Here is a 21,271-nt window from a genome sequence, read left to right as displayed (position 1 = left end):
ATGTTCGCCGCCTTGGGCTGCGCGAGCGCGCCGCCGTCTCCGCCGGTCGCTTCCGTGCCGCCGCCTGCGGCCGCGACGGCTGCGCAGGAAAAACCAACGGCCGACCCCTCACCGCCGCCGCCGCCCCCCGCGACCAAGCCGAAGGTCTTCGGGTTCCGGGATTTTCTGTCCATTGCAGGCGTGCGCGCGGGGGCCACGCTCGACGACATCGAGGCGGCCTGGGGCAAGGGGGAACGGACGAAGGACAAGATCCGGTACAAGGACGGGCCCACGGTGTCGGTCATGCCCTCGGGAGGATTGATGATCGACATCCATCTGGGCGCTGCGGACTGGGTGAAACGGTACGCAGACGGGCCGCTGTCCATCTGGGGAAAAACCTGCGAGGAGGCCGCTGACGCGCTCGATTTCACGGATTCCGTCGGCGGTTACACGACCTGCAAGCATTACGAGAAGGATCTGTTCCTCGACGTGACCCTCATGTGCGGCCAAGGCCGCGTGAACACGGTCGCCGTCGTGTGGTATCCGTTCGACCCGGGCAGCGCTGTCAATCCACTGCCGCAGGATCAATGTAACTGATCCCTTGAACCCCAAAGCCATCCTCGATCTGCTCGCCGACGGCTCGATCACGGCGGACGAGCGCCTCACGCAGGCGATCGGCTCGGGGAGCATTCCTGCCTCCGTGCTCCTGCGTTTCGCCTGCGATTGTGCCGACCGAGCCCTGGAGAAGGAGCGGGAAGCGCGGCGCGAGCCGGAGGCTTCGAGCGTGGAGGCAGTCCGGCAGACGCGGCAATGGATCGAGGGACAATGGCCCTGGAAGCCGACGCGGAACGAGGACAAACCTTCCCCCGGCGGGCCCTTCGGCAGTATCGCCATGGCGGACGCCATGTTGGAGCGCAATCTGTCCCCGGCGCGGGTCCTCGCGCGCGTCGGCGCAGAGGCGCGCCGGGACGTCGAGGCGTGGGAGGCCCGCGCGCCGGCGGCCGCGGCCGAGGCAGCGGCGCTCGTCGCGGAGGCGGCCGCCGAAATGGCCGAGGCCGAGGCCGACGCGGAGCACGAATGGAAGGTCGAGGAGAGCTGGACCGACGTCGAGCTCGATGCCGCCATGCAAGCGGCCGCGGCCCGGGGACCGGGCGCCTGGGCCGCGAAATCCGAAATGGATTCGGGGGCCATCGCGGCCCGGCTGTCTCAGCGACGGAAGGCAGCGGCGAGCCGCGCGGCGGTGGACGTGTCGCGCCTCGCCGCGACCCGCGCGGCCGAAGACGCGGCAACGTCGATTCCCGTTGATACCTCGGCCGGCTTCACGTCGTGGCTTCGATCCCTGTGGACGCCGCGAACCCCTTCGCCCGATCCCGCGGCGGCCCGCGCTCGGGCCGAACAGGCCCGCAGCGAGGAATACGCCTGGCATGTCGCACATCTCTGCGCATTGTTGACGCAGGACGAACCGGAAACCTGAAATCGATTCAGGGGACGAGCAGGAGCTTGCCGACGACCTTGCCGGCTCGCGATCGGACATGCGCCTCCTCGGCCTCCGCGAGCGGGAATTTCGCCTCGATGATGGCCTCGATCTCGCCCTTCGCGAGCGCCGCGACGAGCGGCGTGAGGCTCTCGCGCGTGGGTTTGCCGAGGAGCGTCTTCGTCCGGCGCGAGAACAAGAGCGAAGGATAATCGGCGGGCCGGATGACCACGAGGCCGAGCAACCCCGTCGCGTTCAAGAGCTTTTGGCACGCGGACGACGGGTACACCACGGAGCCGATGGCATTGAGCACGAGATCAAAGGGGCCGAGGCGGGCAGCGGCTTCGAGCGGGTCGCCTGCATTGTAATCAATGGCTGTGGCGCCGAGCCGCGTGACGAGCGGCACGTTCCGCGCCGAGCACACGGCGGCCACGGTCGCGCCATACGAGCGGGCGAGCTGCAACGCAAAAAGGCCCACGCCACCCGAACCACCGAGCACGAGCACCCGCGCGCCGGGCCGCGACGGGATACCGGCCTCCTGGAGCCAGCGCCAGGCCGTCACGCCGGCGACGGGGAGGCTCGCGGCTTCGTCGAAGGAGACCGACGCGGGCAGCTCGGCGCATTGATCGGCGCGCACGATGACCTCGTCGGCATAACTACCGCGCTGGTTGCGTGAAAAATCGGTGCCGCCGACGACACGGTCGCCGACCTTTGGTGTCTCGACGCCGCTCCCGACCTCGACGACCTCGCCGGCGAAATCAATGCCAACGACGAGCGGGCCGGACGGGCCGATGATTCGCTGCGCCGTGCCGAGCGGGCCGCCCTCGCGCATTTTCCAGTCGACGGGGTTGACGCCGATGGAGCGGACGCGGACGCGCAGCTCGTCCGCGCGGAGCGGGCGCGAAGGCAGCTCGACGAGGCGCAGGGGTTCACGGGACGAACGGGAGGTTGCGACAATCATCACGCGCCTCCGTGGTCAGTTCGAGCTCGTGTCGAGGGAGCCACTCGCGCGCCCCGATGCGTCGACCGAAGAACAGAAGGTGTTTTTCGAGGAGGAGAACGGCATGCGGGTCACGCTGCCCTTGCAGGTCGAGGCGCCTTTTTTCCCCTCGAACGTCCAGTCGAAGAGCCCCGACGGCGAGACGTGGAGGTCGGTATAGCCCTCCTCCGCGAGGGAACCACGCACGCTCGAAAACCCCATGGCCCAGTAGAGCGGGACGCACAAGATCACGCCGCCAGCAATGAGGAGCTTCTTCCGGCGTTCCTTCGCCGCCGCTTGCTCGAGCGCGGCGATGTCGGGATCCTTCTGGTGCGAGGAGTCCATGACCTCGCGTACCACATCCACCCGACCTATGCGAGCAAATAGGGTTTCGACAGTGCACGTCACCCCGACTCGACGCTGCGAGTCGGGCGGGGCAACGCGGCGGCTCGGCGCGCGGCGCTGCCGTCCTCGGTGAGCTTTCGAATCGCGAAGGCGAGGCCGTCGCGCAAGGTCGCCAGCGTGCGCACGCGCGAGATGTCGAGGCCGAGGGAGACCATGGTCTGCGCGACGTTCGGGCGAATCCCCGTGATGATTCCTTCCGCGCCGAGGAGACGAACGGCGGTGATGATATTCAGCATATGGCCGGCCGTGGCCGTGTCGACGACATCGACGCCCGTCAGATCGAGAATGGCGAAGCGCGCCTGCGTGCGCGAGACCTCGGCGAGGAGGTCGTCCGTGACCCGCGCGGCGCGCTTGCTGTCGACGACGCCCACCATCGGCAGCGTGAGGACGTGGTCCCATACCTGGATGATCGGGGTCTCCAGGTTGAAGATGACCTCCTGCTGCCGCTGAATGAGGGCGAGCTTCGCTTCGAGCTCCACCTTGGCCTGGTGCGCCTCGGTGACGTTCAGGCTCAAGCCGAGGACACCCGAGCCCTTTTGGTCGTCCTCGCCGAATGGAATGACCCAGTTATCAAAGACGGCACCATTCATGTGCGAGCGATCGCGCGCCGCGTTGCCCAGAAGGGCGCGCTGCACGAGGCGATCGCCCGGTGAAATGTCGAAGACACTTTTTCCGAGGAGCGTGCCCCGTTCGAACCCGGCCGACGCGCAGCCCAGGCCGTCGTGGAACGTGAATTCCCCTTTCTCGTCGGTCGCCCATACGACGACGTCGAGGTGATCGAGGAGGCTCTGGAGGATCCGCGCCATGCGAAGCCTCTCCTTCTCGGCGGTGAGCCGCGCCTCCTCGGCGCGCAGCCTTTGCTCGCGCTCGGCCTCGTAGCGCCTTCGCTCCCCGAGGTCGCGGCAGACGGCGACGGCGCCGCAGATCTCCCCGTCCGCGTCGCGGATCGCGCGCGCCGAGCATTCGACGTACCTGCCCGCCGGCAGCCGCTCGCTCCGCACGAAGAGCTCGACGGCGTCGGCATTCTCGCCCTGCAAAGCGCGAACGAGCGGCATTTCGTGCGACGGGAAGGGGGTCACGCCATCCCCATGAAAGAGGCCGTATCGCACGGACCACTCCTCCGGGACAGCCTCGCTCGCCCGCTCCCCGAAGATCGCGGTCGCTACGGCATTGAAATGAAGGAGGCGCCCATCGCGGTCGCAGATCACCACGCCGTCCGCCAAGCTTTGAATCGCCGCGCGCAGGAGCCGCGTCTCGCCGTCCTGGTCGGAAGGGCTCTCCTCGTGGTGGTATCCATTCGTCTCGGCCGGCGCCGGTAGGGCCAAACGTGCTTCGAGCTCGGCGACCCGCGCGCGCAACTCCGCGCACTCCTGTTCATAGGCAATCAACGACACGCTGTCCTCCCCCCTCGGTCCCACACGAAAAGTGTCGTGGAACAGATTGTCGTTCACGTTATCTGCGAATTACGTCGCTGCGTCAACGGACTGACGCGTCGAAGATGTGCCTACCCCGACATTCATGCGCGACCCGCAAGTCGGGAGAAGCCTGATTCAACGATACCTGCGACGACGGGAGGAATTCGAGGGAGGCGCGATTCAGAGGGCCTTGGGGCTGCGGGTCGGCCGAGGAAGCGATCCGGTTCCGTACGCGGCGCCGGAGGATCCGGCGAGCTCTCGAATTGCGAACGAGAGGCCGTCGCGCAAGGTCGCGAGCGTGCGCACGCGCGAAAGGTCGAGCCCGAGGGAGATCATGGTCTGCGCGACGTTCGGGCGAATCCCCGTGATGATCCCTTCCGCGCCGAGGAGACGAACGGCGGAGATGATATTCAGCATGTGGCCCGCCGTGGCCGTATCGACGACGTCGACGCCCGTCAGATCGAGGATGGCGAAACGCGCCTGCGTGCGCGAGACCTCGGCGAGGACGTTGTCCGTGACCCGCGCGGCGCGCCGGCTGTCGACGACACCCACCATCGGCAGCGTGAGGACGCGGTCCCATACCTGGATGATCGGGGTCTCCAGGTTGAAGATGACCTCTTGCTGTCGTTGAATGAGAGCGAGCTTCGCCTCGAGCTCGAGCTTGGCCTGGTGCGCCTCGGTGATGTTCAGACTCATGCCGATGACGCCCGCAGGCCTGCCGTCGTCGGTCACCGGAATGGCCCAATGCTCCCAGGCGACGCCATGCACGCCGTTGCGGTCGTGCCCGGGGACGCCCGCGAGGGCGCGGTGGATGAGCAAGTCGTCGGGGTATACGTCGCGGGCGTTCTTGCCGACGAGAGCGCCCCGCGCGATCCCCGCCGCTTCGGCGCCGCGGCCGTCGTGAAACGTGAAGACGCCTGTTTCGTCGGTCGCCCATACCACGATGTCGAGGTGCTCGAGCAGGCTCTTGAGGATCCGCGCCATGCGGAGCCGCTCCTTCTCGGCGGCGAGCCGCTGCTCCTCGGCGCGGAGCCGTCGCTCGCGCTCGGCCTCGTAACGCCTGCGCTCGCCCAGGTCGCGGCACACGACGACGGCGCCGCAAATGACACCATCCGCGTCGCGAATGGGACGCGCGGAGCATTCGACGTACATGCCGGCCGGCAGGCTCTCTCGCCGCACGAAAAGCTCGATGCGGTCGACGTTCTCCCCCCGCAGCGCACGATGGGACGGAAGATCGTTCATGGGGACGTGGGTCACGCCATCCGGGAGAAAGAGGCCGTATCGCGTGGACAGCTCCTCGGAGGGGACGTCACTCGACCGCTCGCCGAAAATCAGCGTCGCCGCGGCGTTGAAGTGGACGGTCCGGCCGTCGCGGTTGCAAATCACGATGGCGTCGGCCAGGTTATAGAGCGCTGCGCGCAGAAGGCGCGCCTCGGCATCGGGGTCGGAGGGGGCAGCTTCACGACGGTGGCCATTCGTCACCCCAGGTGGTCGAACGGCGAGGCTCGCCTCGAGCTCGGCGACCCGCGCGCGGAGCGCCGCGCACTCGTTTTCCATCGGAAGATACACGCTGTCCTCCCCCCTCGTGATCAGGTGGATCCGAGCGCCAATTGAATCACCCTACGAACACGACACGCAGCCGTCAACGGATTGGCGCGCCGAGCACAGAATCGTCGGAACGGTGCGTCCCGCGATTCCGGGCCGCGCCGAGGTCACGGACCGGTCCCCCCGCCGGCTCGTCGCCCGCGAGACCCGTCCGCCGACTTCGGCACAGCGACGTTGGTTACATCACACTCCCGATGCTACCTCCGGGTGAGAATCGTCACGTTCGGTATCGATGGGCTTGGACGCGGACGGCGGTTTCAGGCATGAGCACGCCATGTCCGTACCGGATCTGCCGAAGCGCGCGCGTGTCGTCGTCGTCGGTGGCGGCGTCATTGGCTGCTCCGTCGCTTACCACCTGGCTCACATGGGCTGGAAGGACGTGGTCCTGCTCGAACGGGACCGCCTCACCTCCGGCACGACCTGGCACGCCGCCGGGCTCATCGTGACCTTCGGCTCGACGTCGGAGACGTCGACGGAGATGCGCAAGTACACGCGTGATCTCTACACCCGCCTCGAAGCGGAGACGGGCCTCGGCACCGGGTTCAAGCCGGTCGGGTTCATCGAGGTCGCGGCGGATCCGGACCGGCTCGAAGAGTACCGTCGCGTCTCGGCGTTCAACCGCCACTGCGGCGTGGACGTGCACGAGATTTCGCCTTCGCAGGTGAAGGAGCTCTTCCCGCTCGCGCGGACCGACGACATCCTCGCCGGCTTCTACGTGAAGGAGGACGGCCAGGCGAACCCGGTCGACATCACGATGGCGCTCGCGAAGGGCGCCAAGATGCAAGGCGCGACGATCCTCGAGAACGTGCCCTGCACGGGCGTGATCACGAAACGCGGCGCCGTCGCCGGCGTGCAGACGCCGTTCGGCGACATCGAGGCCGAGTACGTGGTGAACTGCGCGGGCATGTGGGCGCGGCAGCTCGGCGCGAAATCGGGGGTCAACATCCCGCTGCAATCGGCCGAGCATTATTACCTCATCACCGCCAAGATCCCCGACCTGCCGAAATCGATGCCCGTGCTCGAAGACCCGGGCTCGTACGGGTATTACCGCGAGGAGGTCGGCGGCATGATGGTGGGCCTCTTCGAGCCCCTCTGCGCGCCGTGGAAGATCGAGGGCGTACCGGATGATTTTTCCTTCGGCGAGATCACCCCGGACTGGGATCGCATGGGCCCTTATGTCGAAAAGGCGATGCGGCGCGTGCCCGTCACGCTGGAGGTGGGCGTCCGCAAGTTCTTCTGCGGCCCCGAGAGCTTCACGCCCGACCTCGCTCCCGTGGTCGGCGAGGCGCCGGAGATCAAGAATTACTTCGTCGCCGCGGGCCTGAACTCGATCGGCATCCTGACGGGCGGCGGGCTCGGGCGCGTGCTCGCGCACTGGATCATCAATGGTCGCCCGGACGTGGACGTCACGGGGATGAACATCGACCGGCTGCACACGTACCAGGCGAACCCCGAATACCGCCGCACGCGCACGGTGGAGTCGCTCGGGATGGTCTACCAATGCCATTACCCGACGCGCTCGATGCAGACGGCGCGCGGCGCGAAGACCTCGGCCATTCACGAGCGGCTCGCGGCCCAGGGCGCCTATTTCAAGGACGTGAGCGGGTGGGAAGGCGCGGACTGGTATGCGCCGCCCGGCACCCTCCCCAAGGTGGAGCGTCTTTCGTGGGGCCGGCAGAACTGGTTCCCGTCGTGGGAAGCCGAGCACCGCGCCTGCCGCGAGGGCGTGATCCTCATGGACATGTCGTTCATGGCGAAATTCCTGGTGCAGGGCCGGGACGCGGGGAAGCTGCTCGATTACATCTCCGCGAACAGCGTCGACGGCGCGCCGGGCGTCATCACGTACACGCAATGGCTGAACGCCGGCGGCACGATCGAGGCGGACCTCACGGTCACGAAGCTCGACGACGAGCGATACTGGGTCGTCGCCTCGGACACGGCGCACCGGCACGCGCTCGCCTGGATGCGCCGGCACACGAAGCCGGACATGCACGCATTCGTGACGGACGTGACCTCGGGGTATGCGCAGATCAACATCCAGGGGCCGCGCTCGCGCGAGCTCATGCAAATGGTGACCTCGGAGGACATGTCGAACGAGGCGTTCCCGTTCCGCGCCGCGCGGGAGATCGACATCGGGTTCGCCCGCGCGCTCTGCGTGCGTATCACGTACCTGGGCGAGCTCGGCTACGAGCTCTACATCCCCACGGAGCAGGCCACGCACGTCTACGATCGTCTCGTTGAAGCGGGCAAACGCGTGGATCTGAAGCACGCCGGGCTCAAGGCGCTGGCGAGCCTCCGTATGGAAAAGGGCTATCGCGATTACGGCCACGACATCGACAACACCGATTCGGTGCTGGAGGCGGGGCTCGGCTTCGCGGTCGATCTGAAGAAGGCGGACTTCCTCGGGCGGGAAGCGGTGCTCGCGAAAAAGGCCGCAGGGCCGCTCACGCGCCGGATCGTGCAGGTGCTCGTGAAGGATCCCGAGCCCTTGATGTTCCACGCGGAGGTCGTGCGTCGGAATGGCAAGCCCATCGGCTACGTGCGCGCGGCTTCGTACGGGCACTCTGTCGGGGGCGCCGTCGGCCTCGTCATGGTGGAGGCCGGCGCGCCCGTCGACACGAAGTACCTCGAACAGGCCACGTGGGAGGTCGAGATCGCCGGCAAGTTGTACCCGGCCGTCGCCTCGCTCAAGCCGCTCTACGATCCAGAGGCGAAGCGCGTGAAGGCGTGAGCGCCCGAAACGTGTGAGCGGGCCAAGCATCCCCGTTGACGGCGGGGCGCCGTTTGTCTTTCCTAGGCGCCATGGCCGCGATCGAACAACTCGCAGAGGGCGTCAGCACGGTCGACGAGCTCCTCGCCGAGCCGCTCCTGGAGCCGGATCCCGAACGTGAAGATTGGGCGCAAGCGCGCCCGCGTGTCGTGTTCGTCCGTGATGCGGTGGAGCGGGACGTGCTCTCGCAGCTCGACGACGCGCTCTTCGCCGCCGACGACGAGCTCGCCCCGCGCATCAAAGGCCGCGTGGCCGCCCTGCTCGGCGAGGTCGCGGGCCTGAAAGCCGCGAGCGGCGATCTGGACGGGGCGCGGCGCCTGCTCGGCAAGGCCACCCCGCTCGCGCAGGCGCCCGAGGCGCGGGCCGAGCTCGAAGCGGCCGCGGAGGAGCTTCCGGTCTTCGCTCGGCTCACGCATGCGCGGTGGCTCCAGCGGGCCGGCCATTTCAAGCGGGCCGATCGCGCCGTCGCGCAGGGCCGCCGGCACGTGAAGAGCCGCGCGCTGCGTGACGCCCTCCGCGAGGTCGAGCGTTCGCCGCGCCCACTCGAACGCGCGCCCACGCTCTTCACGCTGAACGGCATCGGCTTCCGGCTTTACGGCGAGCGCGACCGCTGGCCCGACGGGTCGTACGTCGCGACCTACTGCTTTTGCGTGGTGTTCATCCCGATCGTGCCCGTCGCGGCCTACCGCGTCCGGCAGGTGAGCACGATGAGCTACCAGTTCCTCGCGAAAGAGCCACTCGGGCCGATCGCGAAGGTTTGGCGCGGCGTCGCCCTGCTCGGCACGCTCGGCGTGGCGGCCTCGGTGGCCCTTTCGAATTACCTCGACTCGCCCGCGCGCAAGGCGTCCGTCGCGCTCGCGGAGGCGCGCGAGGCCGAGGCGAAGGGGGATGCCGAGGGCGCGCTCTCGCAGTATCGGCTCGTGCTCGGGACCTATCCCGACGAGGTCGACGTGGACGAGGTCGCCGCATCGATCGTGCGCCTCGTGACCGCGGAAGGCGTGCACGAGCCTGCGACGGTGGCGTCGCTCGAAGCGATCGGCCGGGTGATGAACGCCTTCAACGAGCTGCCGGCCGACGCGAGGGACGGCAAGGCCGCGGTCTTGCTCGCGGAGCGGCTCTCGGCGTTCGCCGATCAAATCGGCGAGGATACGCCGGAGAAGGCGGCCGCGGTGCTCACCGTGCTCGACATGGCCGCGCGCGTGGCCGAGGGTCGCGCGGAGGCGACGGCGATCGTGGAGCGGCGCGCGCGTCTCCGGAAAAACCTCGCCGACGGAATGGCGGGGAGCCGTCCGATCGGCGCCCTGCGCCATTACGTGGCGCTCGGGGATGCGGCATCGATCGAGGCGGCGAAGAAGATCCTCGATGGCTTCGGGCCCGCGCCGTCGCTATGGATCGAGGCCGAGACCGAAGCCACGACGTGGGCGGAGCAGGCCGCGAAGCAAGGCCAGGCGGACGCCGCAGCCGACGTGAAGAAGCGCCTCGAAGAAGCGCGGAAGCAGCTCGCGGAGGATCGGGCGATCCTCGAAGCAAACGACGAAGTGGCGCTCGTGGTGGCGCTCACGCAGCGACGGGACCATCAGGAGCTCGCGGTGGGGATGGCCGCGGGGCAGCGGAGCCGCGGCGATACGAAGGCTGCATTGAAGCTGCTCGGCAGGCTCGGTCCGCCCGGCCGACTCACGGCGCTGGCGCAGCAGGCGCTCGCCGATACGCACGCCGAGGCGGGGGACCTCGACAAGGCCGACGGGATCCTCACGGCCCTCGTGAACGAGCGCCTCTCCGACTTCCAGGAAGCGCAACGCGCGTTCCGCGCGGCGAGCTTGAAGGTCGAGAGCCGCATCACGGCCGAGCTGCGCTCCGGAAACGTCCCGAGCGACCTCCGCTCGAAGCTCCAGAGCGCGACGGAGGCGCAGGGGAAAGAGCTCATCCAGGCCTATGTCGCCGAGCAATACCGCAAGGACCCCACGCTCGCGTCGCTGCAGGACGAGTTCCTGCGGCACGAGGCGGTGATCCCCGCGACCATCTCGCTCGGCATGATCAAGCTCCGGCGAGCTTCGACGACGACGGGTGACACGCAGCGGGCGCTGCTCGAACAGGCGGAGCGCGCGTTCCTCGCGCTGCGCGGCGAGGCGGCGGGGGATCCGCTGTATCACCTCGGCCTCGGGCAGGTGTATCACCGGCTCGGGCGGGCCGCGGACGGCGACGCGGAGCTCGAAGGGCTCCTCCAGAAAAAGGACGCGACCCTGTCCATTCGCGTCGCGAGCGCCTATCGCGAGCTCGGCCTGGAGCCCAAAGCGCGGCAGGTGGTGGAGGCCGTGTACAACGACACCAGCGTGGCTCCGGACAAACGCTACCTGGCGGCCTCGCTCCGCGCGAACCTGTCGACGAGCTTCGAAGACCGCGAGAAGTGGCTTGGCCTCGCCGATCCGAACTCGCCCTTCGTCAAGGCGCAGCTCCTGCAGGTGAAGGGCACGCGGGCGGTTTCGCAGGGCAAACTCGCGGAGGCCGATCGGGCGTTCGCCGAGGAAGCGGCCTTCCACGAGAAGGACGCGGCGCGGGACGCGTCGGCGGCGAACAACGCGGCCATCGCGCACACAGGGCGTTACCAGGCGACGGGCGACGTCGCCCACCTGCGCGCGGCCGTGAAGGGCTTCGAGACCGCGGTGCGGCTCAACGGCGACAGCGCGCTCGTGCTCGGTCACCTGGCAGACGCGCTCGCTCACCTGGCGATCGTGACCGTGCTCGATCGATGGGTGGACACGCGGGCCTTGCGGCTCGATCCGAGCGACGCGTGGAAGCTCGCGTGGGCGATGCTCGAAGGGCCGCTCCGCGCGGAGATCCTCGCGGCGCTGGAGAAGGACCCGAACCAGCACCGCGCGCTTTCGGTCTCGCGAACGGAGCAGATCCTCGCGCCGCAGAAGGCATCGGCGTATCGTCGCGAGCTCGATTGGCTCAGCCTGCGCGCGGACGGCAAGGGCCTCGGGGAGCTCTCGGCGCGGCTTCAGGCGCTCCCGCCGTTCGATGCGCAAAACGCGGCGGCGGCGCGGGCGGCGTGGCTCGCGGGGGAGCAAGACGCAGAACTCGACAAGGCCACGAAGCGCGAGGCCGAGGTCTGGCGTAGCCGCATCCCGGAGCTGGAAAAAGCCCGAAAGGCGCCCACGGCGGCGGCGGCGTGGTTCACGCTCGGGGATCTCTTTTGGTTGCGGACGATGGTCGACAGCTCCGCGGAGAACCTCGACGAGATGGCGAAGGCCTACCGGCGCGCGCACGAGCTCTGGCCCGAGGGCATCCCGCCGCGATCGTTCAGCGACGGCCTCACCGCCGTGGCGATTGGCAAGGCGCGGGCCGTCTCCCCTGCCCTCGCGAAGGCGTGGGAGACCGAGCGCCGGCAGTTCTCGACCCTGCTGGTCGCCTACCGCGCGAGCCTCGGACCGGACGCCGCGGAGGTGCTCGCGGCGCTGCGCAAACAGCCCGAGCTCGCCGAGGCGGCGACGCTGCGACGAGGCAAGCTCGACGGGCGGCCGAGGCTCGCGGACTGGATGCTCGCGCGCCTCGCAGGCGACGCGGAGCTCGAACAAGAAGCCGAGAAGGTGTTCGATAGGGACGTGGTGCGCCAGAGGGCGGAGATCGATGTGCGCATGTATCCCGGGCAGCCGGAGGGGCCATTCGAGGTCGGTTTGATGCGCTCGCGGGGGAAGACGCCCTAGCGGCCCGATGCTTGACAGACCAGTCCAGAACGGCTACAGGTTTGAGGACGCGCATGGCCCGCCCGAAGGAGTTCGACCGCGACGAGGTGGTGAAGCGGGCCATGGCCGTCTTCTGGGAGAAGGGGTACGAGGCGACCTCGACGGACGATCTCCTGCGCGCGATGGGCATCGGGCGACAGAGCATGTACGACACCTTCGGCGACAAACACCGGCTCTACCTCGAAGCGCTGCAGCGGTATCAGGCGGAGAGCGGCGCGCAGCTCATCGAGCGCCTGCAGGCCGGGGAATCATCGCTCCTGGCGATCGAGCAAGTCTTGATGGCCGTCGCCGCCGAGACGCCCGCCGAACGCGCGCGGGGATGCATGTACGTGAGCTCCATCGTGGAGCTCGCGCAGAAGGATCCGGAGGTCGCGTCGCTGGCGAGGTCCGGCACGATCCTCTGCGAGACCGCGTTCGAACGGATCGTGCGTGAAGGCAAGCGCAAGGGCGAGATCCCTCCCTGCGTCGACGAACGGAAAGCCGGGCGTTTCCTGCTCGCCACGGTGCAAGGCCTGCGGGTCATGGCGAAAGCCGGCTCCACCCCCGAGACCCTCCGCGACATCGCCGCCGTCGCGCTCACCTCCCTGAAAGCTCGGTAGTCCCTGCGCGGGCGCGCGAAGGCGTGCTCTCGCGTGTTCGTTTGCTTCATTCTGGACAGTTCAGTCAACCAAGGAGTCCGCTGATGTCTCTCGATCGCTACTATCTGCTGGGCCGCTCGGGGCTTCGTGTCAGCCGCCTGGCCCTCGGGACCATGACGTTCGGCACCGATGGAGCCTGGGGCGCGTGGGGTTCGACGGAAGAAACCGCCCGCGCCGTCTTCGACCGATATCTCGACGCAGGCGGCAACTTCCTCGACACCGCGGATCTCTACACGCGCGGGACGAGCGAGACCCTGCTCGGCAAGTTCATCGCCGAGCGCGGCGCGCGGGATCGGGTCGTTTTGACCACCAAGTACACGTACGGCCTCGACCCGGGCAACCCGAATGCCGGAGGAAACGGCCGCAAGAACATGATCCGCGCGGTGGAGGCGTCGCTCCGGCGGCTCGGGACCGATTACATCGATCTGTACCTCCTGCACACGTGGGACCGCCTCACGCCCGCCGAGGAGGTGGTGCGCACGTTCGACGACCTCGTGCGCGCCGGGAAGATCCGTTATGCCGGGCTGTCCGACGTGCCCGCATGGTATGCCGCGCGCGCGCAGACGTTCGCCGAGGCGCACGCGCTCACGCCGTTCATCAACCTGCAGCTCCAGTATTCGCTCGTGGAGCGCCACATCGAGCACGAATTCGTGCCACTCGCGCAGACGCTCGGAATGGGCATCACCGCGTGGAGCCCGCTCGGCGGGGGCCTGCTCTCCGGCAAATACCGGCCAAGCCAGGGGCGCGGCGAGGGCGAGGGGCGGCTCACGACGAACGATGCCGGCAGCCAGCTCGGGCTGTTCACGGAGCACAACTGGGGCGTCGTGGCGGCCGTGGAAAAGGCGGCGAAGGAGCTCGGCCGCAGCATGGCGCAGGTGGCGCTGAACTGGACGGCGACGCAGCCGGGCATCGGCTCGGTGATCCTGGGCGCGACGAAGCTCGCACAGCTCGAGGACAACCTCGCCGCGCTCGATTTCGAGATTCCGGCCGAGCTGCGCAAGGAGCTCGATCGAGCGAGCGCGCATCCGCGGCCGTTCCCCTACAAAATGTTCGGGGATGCCTACCAGAGGCAACTGCACGGCGGGACCGCCGTGGGCGACAAACCGGTCGGGTATACGCCGCCGGTGTGGACGGGAAATCCCGCTATCGCGGGCTGAACGCCGGTGAAGGCCGCGGCTGGCGGGGTCAGTCGTCCTGCGCCGGAGAGAAAGGCGCGACGGGCGCGGATTCCTCGATCTCTCGCTTGGGCGGGGGACCCACGCGGAGGTTCGAGTCGATAAGAACGGCCTTACGCGGGCGCGGTGCGCCGACCTGCGCTTTGCAAAGCGCCTCCACGACACGGTTGCGCAACGCGTCGTTCATTTCCTTGTTCTCGCCGGGCGGCACGCGCGCGCTGATACGCAGGACGATCGAGCCCTCGTTCAGCTCCTCCACGCCGACCTCCACGTTCGGAGGTGCGCCCGTCCGCGCCTCGACCTCCTTTTCGGCGATGGTCGTGAGGAGCGCACGCACCCGCGGCACATCCTCTTCATAAGGCACGTGCACGTCGACCACCGCGTTCACGTACGAGCGTGAATGGTTCGCGACCTTGCGCACCTCGCCGTTCGGAATCGAATGAAGCACGCCGAGCTCGTCGCGGATCTTCGTGATCCGAACGCCGATCTCCTCCACGCGCCCCTGGATGCCGCCGATCTCCACGAGATCCCCAACGAGAAGCAGGTTCTCGAAGAGGATGAAGAAGCCGGCCACGATGTCACCCACGAACGTCTGCGCGCCAAAGCCAATGGCGACGCCGATGACGCCGGCGCCGGCGAGCAGCGGCGTGGGATCGATCGAGGCCTCGCGCAGGCCCATCACGAGGGCGGAGAAATAGATCGCATACCGCACGAAGCCCAGGGCCACAGGGACCAGGGTCTTTCGTTGCTGGAGCGTCTGGGGGTTCTCCTCGGCCACCTTCCCGAGGAAGAGGTCGTTGATGAGCAGCACGGCGAGCTCGACGAGGACCCGGCTCGCATAAAAGATCGCGATGATCCGGATTCCGACCCGACCCGCCTGGGAAAGCCACGTATCGGGGGTGAGCGCGTCCGCGACCCACGTCGCCGCCGTCAGGTAGACGCAATAATCGACGACCCGCTTTGTGATCCCGAGCAGGTGCGACAGGTTCCCAAGGTACCTGAGCGGACTCTCGAGGCGGGCGAGCCGCGTCGAGTTGTCGAAGATGACGTCGAGGAGGAGGTATCCGATCCCCGTCGCGAGGCGGCTGACGTAAAACGCGCCCAGCGTGTAGGTGGCGAGAAGGACGGTGCGCTGTGTCCCCGGCGCGAGCCCGCTCTTCTCGGAGATGAGGACCGCGGCAGCGCCGAGGATGACCAGGCGCAGCGCTTTGCGCAGGCGTATCGTGACCTCGGCGACCGGCTCGCGCCGTTTGTCGAGCCACTTCGAGCGCGCGACCGCCTGCCCCAGCCCGTCGGCGAGCCCTCGGGCGAGGGCGTCGACGAGGAGCGCGCCCACGGCGATACCGAGCGCGGTGAGGAGCCGCATCTTGGCGAGCGCGGGATCGTCCCCGACAAGCCCGACGAACGCGCTCTTCGCCACGTCGAGGGCGCGGATCCCGCGATACGTGGCGAAGGCCGCGCCCGCCATGAGTGCGGCCCCGACGAGCGCGACCCATACGAGCGCGCGACGACGCACGCGGCTCCGGAACGTCTTGCGCTCGTCGGCCGTGACGTTCTCGAGCGTCGGCGAGCGCAAGACGAAGGCGTAGGCCCGATGAATCACCCTGACCACGAGCTCCGAGAGGAGCATGAGCATCACGATCGCGATGCACAGGGCGACGAGGTTGTGAAGCAGCAGGTCGAGGTGCAGGGTCATCGGGGCCGCCGCGGCTATCGCCCGATCTGGACGTTCTCCAGGATGCCGAGGGCGTCAGGGACGAGAACCGCGGCAGAGAAATACGTGCTCACGAGGTACGAAGCAATGGCCTTCTCGTCGGTGCCCATCTTGCGGGCCGAGACGCCGGGCTCGATTTCCTCGGGCAGGCCCGTGCGGTGGAGGCCGATGACGCCCTGATGCTCCTGCCCGGTGCGCATGACCAGGATGGAGCTCGTGTCGTCCTCGTGGATGGGGATCTTGTCACAAGGCAAGATCGGGACGCCGCGCCACGCCGCGACCTTGCTGCCGGAGATCTCGACGCTGGTCGCGAGGACCCCGCGGCGGTTGCACTCCCGGTGGAAGGCGGCGATCGTGCGCGGGTGCGCCAGGAAAAATTGCGATTTGCGGCGCCGGCAGAGGATCTCGTCCATGTCGTCGGGCGTCGGGGGCCCGCTGCGCGTATGGAGGCGCTGCTTGAGGTCGGCGTTGTGCAGGAGGCCGAAATCACGGTTGTTGATGAGCTCGTATTCCTGCCGCTCGCGCAGGGCGTTGACGGTCAGGCGGAGCTGCTCCTCGAGCTGATCCATCGGATCGTTGAAGAGATCCGAGACGCGCGAGTGCAGCCGGAGGACCGTCTGCGCGACGTTGAGCTCGTATTCACGCGGGGCGGTCTCGTAATCGACGAACGTCCCCGGCAGCGTGGGCTCGCCGCTGTGACCGGCCGTGATCGCGATCGCCGCCTGCCCGAGTTTGTCCTGCGGCTTCTTGAGTCGCTCCTTGAGCGCTTCGACATGCGCGTGGAGCGCCGGGGAGCGTGTGATCATCTCCTCGAACACGCGCTGCGGGAGCTCGAGCACGATGCACGGCGTGACGGCCTTGACCGAATACGTCCAGACATCGTTCGACTCGACGACGGACTGATCTCCGAAATGGTCGCCGTCCCCGAGCACGTCGAGGATCGTGTCGTCGCCGTACTTGCCCACGCCGAGCTTCTGGGCCTTTCCGTGCGCGAGCAAGAAGACGGTCTCCGCGGGCTTTCCGCGCTCGGCGATCAGCGCGCCGGCCTTGTACTCCCGCTGGATGAACCGGCTCGCCAGGGCGTCGAGCACGGCGTCGTCCGAAAAGCCTTGCAGGAGAGGCAAATCGCAGAGCTCCTGCGGAATCACCTGCACCTTCGCCCCGATGTTGCCGAAGCTCAGCCGCCCGTCGCCGACGGCATAACTCAGGCGGCGGTTCACACGATACGTGCCGCCCGTGACCTCGACCCAGGGCAACATCCGCAAGAGCCAGCGGGGCGTGATGCCCTGCATCTGCGGATGCGACTTGGTCGTCGTCGCGAGCTTCCGCGCTCCGAGCGTCCCGAGGCTCGAACGCTCGACCTCGTTCCCGTTCCCAGGTTTTTCGGCGTTTGCCATGACGTACCTTTCCTTCTACGCGCTTCGGAGAGCAGGGAGCGCTCCGCGGTTCCCCCGCATTTTCACGGGGCATCCGCGGAGCGCCTACCGCTCGCGGCTCATTCGTGGGCGCGACCGATCTCGACGCTCTCCAGAACGCCGAGCGCGTCGGGGACCAGCACGGCCGCCGAGTAATAGAGGCTGACGAGGTACGAGATGATGGCCTTCTCGTTGATCCCCATGAAGCGCACGTTGAGGCTCGGCTCGACCTCGTCCGGAATGCCGGCGTGGTGCAGGCCGATGACGCCCTGGTTCTTCTCGCCGGCGCGCATGAGCAGGATCGAGGTCGTCCGCGTCTCGGAGACCGGGATCTTGTTGCAGGGGAAGATCGGCACGCCACGCCACGCCGGGACGTGATTGCCGTTCACCTCGACGCTCTGCGGATAGATGCCGAGGCGGCTGCACTCCTGGCCGAACGCCGCAATGGCGCGCGGGTGCGCGAGGAAGAACGTCGGCTCGCGCCAGACCGTGGCGAGAAGCTCGTCCATGTCGTCCGGCGTGGGCGGGCCGCTCCGGGTGTGGATGCGCTGCTTGAGGTCGGCGTTGTGCAGGAGGCCGAACTCGTGGTTGTTGACGAGCTCGTGCTCCTGGCGCTCCTTCAGGGCCTCGATGGTCAGACGGAGCTGCTGCTCGGTCTGGTTCATCGGCTCGTTGAACAGATCCGCGACGCGCGTGTGGATCTGGAGCACGGTCTGCGCCACGCTGAGCTCGTACTCGCGGGGCGAGGTCTCGTAATCGACGAACGTGCCGGGGAGGACGGGCTCGCCGGAGTGACCCGCCGAGATCTCGATCGCCGCCTCGCCCGTGTTGTCCTGCTTCTTCGTGGAGAGCGCCTTGAACTCGTCGAGGTGCTTCTTCAGCGACGGGTACTGCGCGACGACCTCCTCGAAGACGTTCTGCTGGAGCGTCAGGACGGTGCACGCCGTGACCGCCTTGGCCGTGAACGTCCAGTAGTCCTGCGTCTCCAGGAGCGCCTGGTAGCTGTAATGGTCGCCGTCCGCGAGGACCGCGAGGACCGTCTCGTCGCCGTACTTGCCCGCGCCGATCTTGTTGATCTTGCCGTGCGCGATGAGGGCGATGTGATCGGCCTCCTTGCCGCGCTCGGTGATGACCTCGCCGGGCTTGTATTCACGCTGCACGAAGCGGTTCGCCAGCGCCGTGAGGACCTCGATGTCCTCGTACCCGCGGAGGAGCGGCAGCTCGCAGAGCTCCTGCGGGATGACCTGGATCTTGGCGCCGGTGTTCGTGAACGTCACGCGACCGTCGCCCACCGCGTAGCTCAGGCGGCGGTTCACGCGGTACACGCCGTTGACGTGCACCCACGGCAAAAGCTTGAGCAGCCACCGCGACGAGATGCCCTGCATCTGCGGCGCCGACTTCGTCGTCGTCGCGAGCTGCCTTGCGGCCGCCGTCGCGAGGCTCGTGAGCTGCTGATCGATCGAACCCGACTTCCCTGAGATCGACATGAGTCCCTCTTTCCCGGACGGTTACGACCGCCCGTGCTTCACCGGCACGGACCGCGCCGTACCCATCGAAAGATCCGCCTTCGCAGCAGGAGCCACGGCCCCGGCCTTTCCGGCGCCGAAGAAACTGCTGATACGCGCCGCAGAGGCGCCAAACCCACGCGCGCCCTCGATCGCCCGTTCGATCGGGTGGCGCTCGAGCTCCGCGTCCACATACCGGCTCGTCACGACGTGCCAGTTGAGGACACCGGCCATGTACAATCGCTGCTTCTCGACATACCCGAGCACGGCCTCGCGGGCCTCCTTCTCGAGGTTGAATTCGTCGAGGATGCGGGGCAGCTCGGTCGCGACGATGTGCTCGAACTCCACGATGCGCGCCGTGAGCAGGTCATTGACGACCTCCTTGGCGTGCAGGGCGTCGCATTCGAGGAACCGCTCGACGACCAGCACGAGATTCGAGAGCTCGCCCTCGAACTCGATCTCCTTGCGGTACGAATAGAGGTCGTTGATCCACCCGCCGACGTCGGCCGTGGTGTTGTCGAGGCTGCGCATCGTGCGCGTGCGGAAGACCTCGGCCGGGACCACGTCGCCGAGCGTGAGCTTGGACAGGCCCATCGTGAGGTCGGCGCCGAACGTCTTGCGGCGCATCTCGACGTAATCGACCGGATCCGGGATCCGGTTCTGGGCCTGGTTCAGGAGCTCCCAGAGCCAGCTCTCGGTCATGGTCTCGATGCTGCGCCGGAGCGTCTTCCGCGCGTTCATCGACATGGGGGTCGCCGTGCGAATCCAGAGATCCAGGAGGCTGCTCTCGATGGGGTTCTCGGGCACCGGGGCGCCCGTGCAGTCGAGGGGCATGAACAGCGAGAGCCGGGCAACGAATCGCTTCGCGCCCGCCATGTCCCGTGTCGCGCCGAAGACGAGGGGGAAATAATCGTCGCCGTACGTCCCCCAGGTCAACCAGCCCGAGCTCAGATCGAGCTCGTGCGGGGTCGCGTCCGGGTGAATGCCCGCGGCGCAGATGGGAAAATCGAAGCCGATGAGCCTGCGCTCGTCCCAGACACCGGAGCCGAAGACGCCCGGCACAACGTCGAGCATCCCGAACTTGCGGGCCCATTCGACGGTGTTCCGGCGCGACGCGGGCAGATGCGGGCTCAAGCGGAGCTTGAACGGCATGTGGATCTTCGGCAGCGGCATCCGGCCCACGGGCCGGAACGGGGTGTGCGTGAGGGTCTTGATCCGCTGCAAACCCAGGGCGCCGGGCGTGAGCCTGATCCGGAACGCGGAGGTGCCAAGCCCCGTCGGCGCGCCGAGGAAATCGGGCACCGACGCGGATTTGTCCGCGTTTTCGTTCATGTAGCGGCTCGACCGCATGTGCCATTCGTGGCCGCCGGATTGCCAGTCCTGCAGGCCCTTGACGTACTTGGCGACGTCGAGGGCTTGCGCCGGCGTCAGCCCGTACTCCACGCAGAGCGCCGGCACCTCGACGAGCGCCGTGTTCTCGAATTGCTGGAGCCGCGACGTCAGGATCTCGTTCGTCAAATCGGCCGCTTTTTGCGTGGGGACGCCGAGGAAACGCTCGAGGACGAGCACGCAGTTCGCGTTCTCCCCTTCGTCCTCGACCTCGCGCTGGTACGAGAAGAGGTCATTTCGCAGGTGGACGCCGTCCGAGAACGTGTCGCGCAGGACCTCGAGGGGGCGCGTCGCGGCGACGGCGGCCGGGACCTCGGCGCCGACGGCGATCTCGACGAGGCCCGCGGACCAGGGCGCGCCGCCGACCTTGCGGCGCATTTCGATGTACTCGACCGGGTTCGCGACGCGGTTCTCCTGGATATTGGCGAGCTCCCACATGCACTCGAGGAGCAGGTTCTTGGTCGCTTCGAGGAAACGCTTGCGCCAGTCGACCGAGGTGAGCGGGACGGTCCGCGCCCACAGATCCGCGAGCGCGCGCTCGACCACGTTCGTCGGCTCCGGAGGCGTGCCCGTGGGCACCACGGGCATGAAGAGCGGCAGGCGATCGAGGTACGCCTTCGCGCCGCGCATGTCCTTGGTGCGCTTGTAGATCTCGAGGAAATGGTCGTCGAAGAAGAACACCCAGACATACCAATCCGTGATCAGGTCGAGCTCGGACGCGGGCGCATCGGGATGGGTGTACGCACAGAGCAGCGCGTAGTCGTGCGCGTCGAGGTCGCTCTCCTCCCAGATAGGCTTTCCCTGGGGGTTTTTCTCCAGGATGCCCATCTCGTAGGACCAGGCCTTGGTGTGCGCGCGTGCACCTTCGAGGTGCGGATTGATGCGCGCCGGATACGGCATGTAGAAGTCGGGCAGCGTAAAAGGTTGCATGTTCGCTGACTTCTCTCCGCGTCGACGACAATCATTGACGCGAGCGACGGTGACCCGATTGCCCTGTCGGTGCATGGCCCGGACGCACCTCGACCGATCCACACGCAAGCGTGCGGTGATGCGTCAAGCGGGTTG

At 67.7% G+C, this 21,271-nt stretch carries 14 protein-coding genes; 6 read left to right on the top strand and 8 right to left on the bottom strand.

The window, feature by feature from the left end; genetic code table 11:
- Together POL67_RS09995 and POL67_RS09990 are read left to right on the top strand one after the other, a co-directional pair.
- A complete protein-coding gene (locus POL67_RS09995; protein WP_271917005.1) occupies positions 1-576 on the top strand; it encodes a hypothetical protein in 576 nt (191 codons plus the stop codon).
- A gap of 4 nt (positions 577-580) precedes the next feature.
- Entirely contained in the window at positions 581-1,453 is an 873-nt protein-coding gene (locus tag POL67_RS09990; protein ID WP_271917004.1) for a hypothetical protein, read from the top strand.
- Between the two features lie 7 nt (positions 1,454-1,460).
- On the opposite strand, the gene POL67_RS09985 is transcribed toward POL67_RS09990, so the two are convergent.
- The 4 genes from POL67_RS09985 to POL67_RS09970 form a co-directional block, all read right to left on the bottom strand.
- The gene (locus POL67_RS09985; RefSeq protein WP_271917003.1) at positions 1,461-2,414 is read right to left on the bottom strand and encodes an NAD(P)-dependent alcohol dehydrogenase; all 954 of its coding nucleotides are present in this window, start codon (positions 2,412-2,414) and stop codon (positions 1,461-1,463) included.
- 15 nt (positions 2,415-2,429) lie between these two features.
- Entirely contained in the window at positions 2,430-2,777 is a 348-nt protein-coding gene (locus POL67_RS09980) for a hypothetical protein (RefSeq protein ID WP_271917002.1), read from the bottom strand.
- Between the two features lie 59 nt (positions 2,778-2,836).
- Entirely contained in the window at positions 2,837-4,231 is a 1,395-nt protein-coding gene (locus POL67_RS09975; protein WP_271917001.1) for a PAS domain-containing protein, read from the bottom strand.
- Between the two features lie 201 nt (positions 4,232-4,432).
- Complete coding sequence (locus POL67_RS09970) at positions 4,433-5,821, bottom strand: PAS domain-containing protein (RefSeq protein ID WP_271917000.1); 1,389 nt, start codon at positions 5,819-5,821, stop codon at positions 4,433-4,435.
- 310 nt (positions 5,822-6,131) lie between these two features.
- Between POL67_RS09970 and POL67_RS09965 the strand changes: the two genes are divergently transcribed.
- The 4 genes from POL67_RS09965 (at position 6,132) to POL67_RS09950 (ending at position 14,165) form a co-directional block, all read left to right on the top strand.
- On the top strand, positions 6,132-8,588 hold the full coding sequence (locus POL67_RS09965; RefSeq protein ID WP_271916999.1) for a GcvT family protein: 2,457 nt from the start codon (positions 6,132-6,134) through the stop codon (positions 8,586-8,588).
- A gap of 71 nt (positions 8,589-8,659) precedes the next feature.
- Complete coding sequence (locus POL67_RS09960; RefSeq protein WP_271916998.1) at positions 8,660-12,331, top strand: tetratricopeptide repeat protein; 3,672 nt, start codon at positions 8,660-8,662, stop codon at positions 12,329-12,331.
- A gap of 53 nt (positions 12,332-12,384) precedes the next feature.
- Entirely contained in the window at positions 12,385-12,969 is a 585-nt protein-coding gene (locus POL67_RS09955) for a TetR/AcrR family transcriptional regulator (RefSeq protein WP_271916997.1), read from the top strand.
- Between the two features lie 83 nt (positions 12,970-13,052).
- Entirely contained in the window at positions 13,053-14,165 is a 1,113-nt protein-coding gene (locus POL67_RS09950) for an aldo/keto reductase (protein ID WP_271916996.1), read from the top strand.
- 28 nt (positions 14,166-14,193) lie between these two features.
- Here POL67_RS09950 and POL67_RS09945 read toward each other — a convergent pair whose 3' ends face one another.
- The 4 genes from POL67_RS09945 to POL67_RS09930 form a co-directional block, all read right to left on the bottom strand.
- Positions 14,194-15,879 (bottom strand): mechanosensitive ion channel family protein, encoded by a 1,686-nt coding sequence (locus POL67_RS09945; protein WP_271916995.1) that lies wholly within the window; start codon positions 15,877-15,879, stop codon positions 14,194-14,196.
- A 14-nt stretch (positions 15,880-15,893) separates the two neighbouring features.
- Positions 15,894-17,294, bottom strand: a complete 1,401-nt coding sequence (locus POL67_RS09940) for a family 2B encapsulin nanocompartment shell protein (protein WP_271916994.1) — start codon at positions 17,292-17,294, stop codon at positions 15,894-15,896.
- A 98-nt stretch (positions 17,295-17,392) separates the two neighbouring features.
- Entirely contained in the window at positions 17,393-18,799 is a 1,407-nt protein-coding gene (locus tag POL67_RS09935) for a family 2B encapsulin nanocompartment shell protein (protein WP_271916993.1), read from the bottom strand.
- A gap of 21 nt (positions 18,800-18,820) precedes the next feature.
- The gene (locus POL67_RS09930) at positions 18,821-21,136 is read right to left on the bottom strand and encodes a family 2 encapsulin nanocompartment cargo protein terpene cyclase (protein WP_271916992.1); all 2,316 of its coding nucleotides are present in this window, start codon (positions 21,134-21,136) and stop codon (positions 18,821-18,823) included.
- Positions 21,137-21,271: the final 135 nt, after the last annotated feature.

The organism is Polyangium mundeleinium, assembly GCF_028369105.1.
Taxonomy (GTDB): domain Bacteria; phylum Myxococcota_A; class Polyangia; order Polyangiales; family Polyangiaceae; genus Polyangium; species Polyangium mundeleinium.
This window is presented reverse-complemented; position numbering and strand designations above follow the sequence as displayed.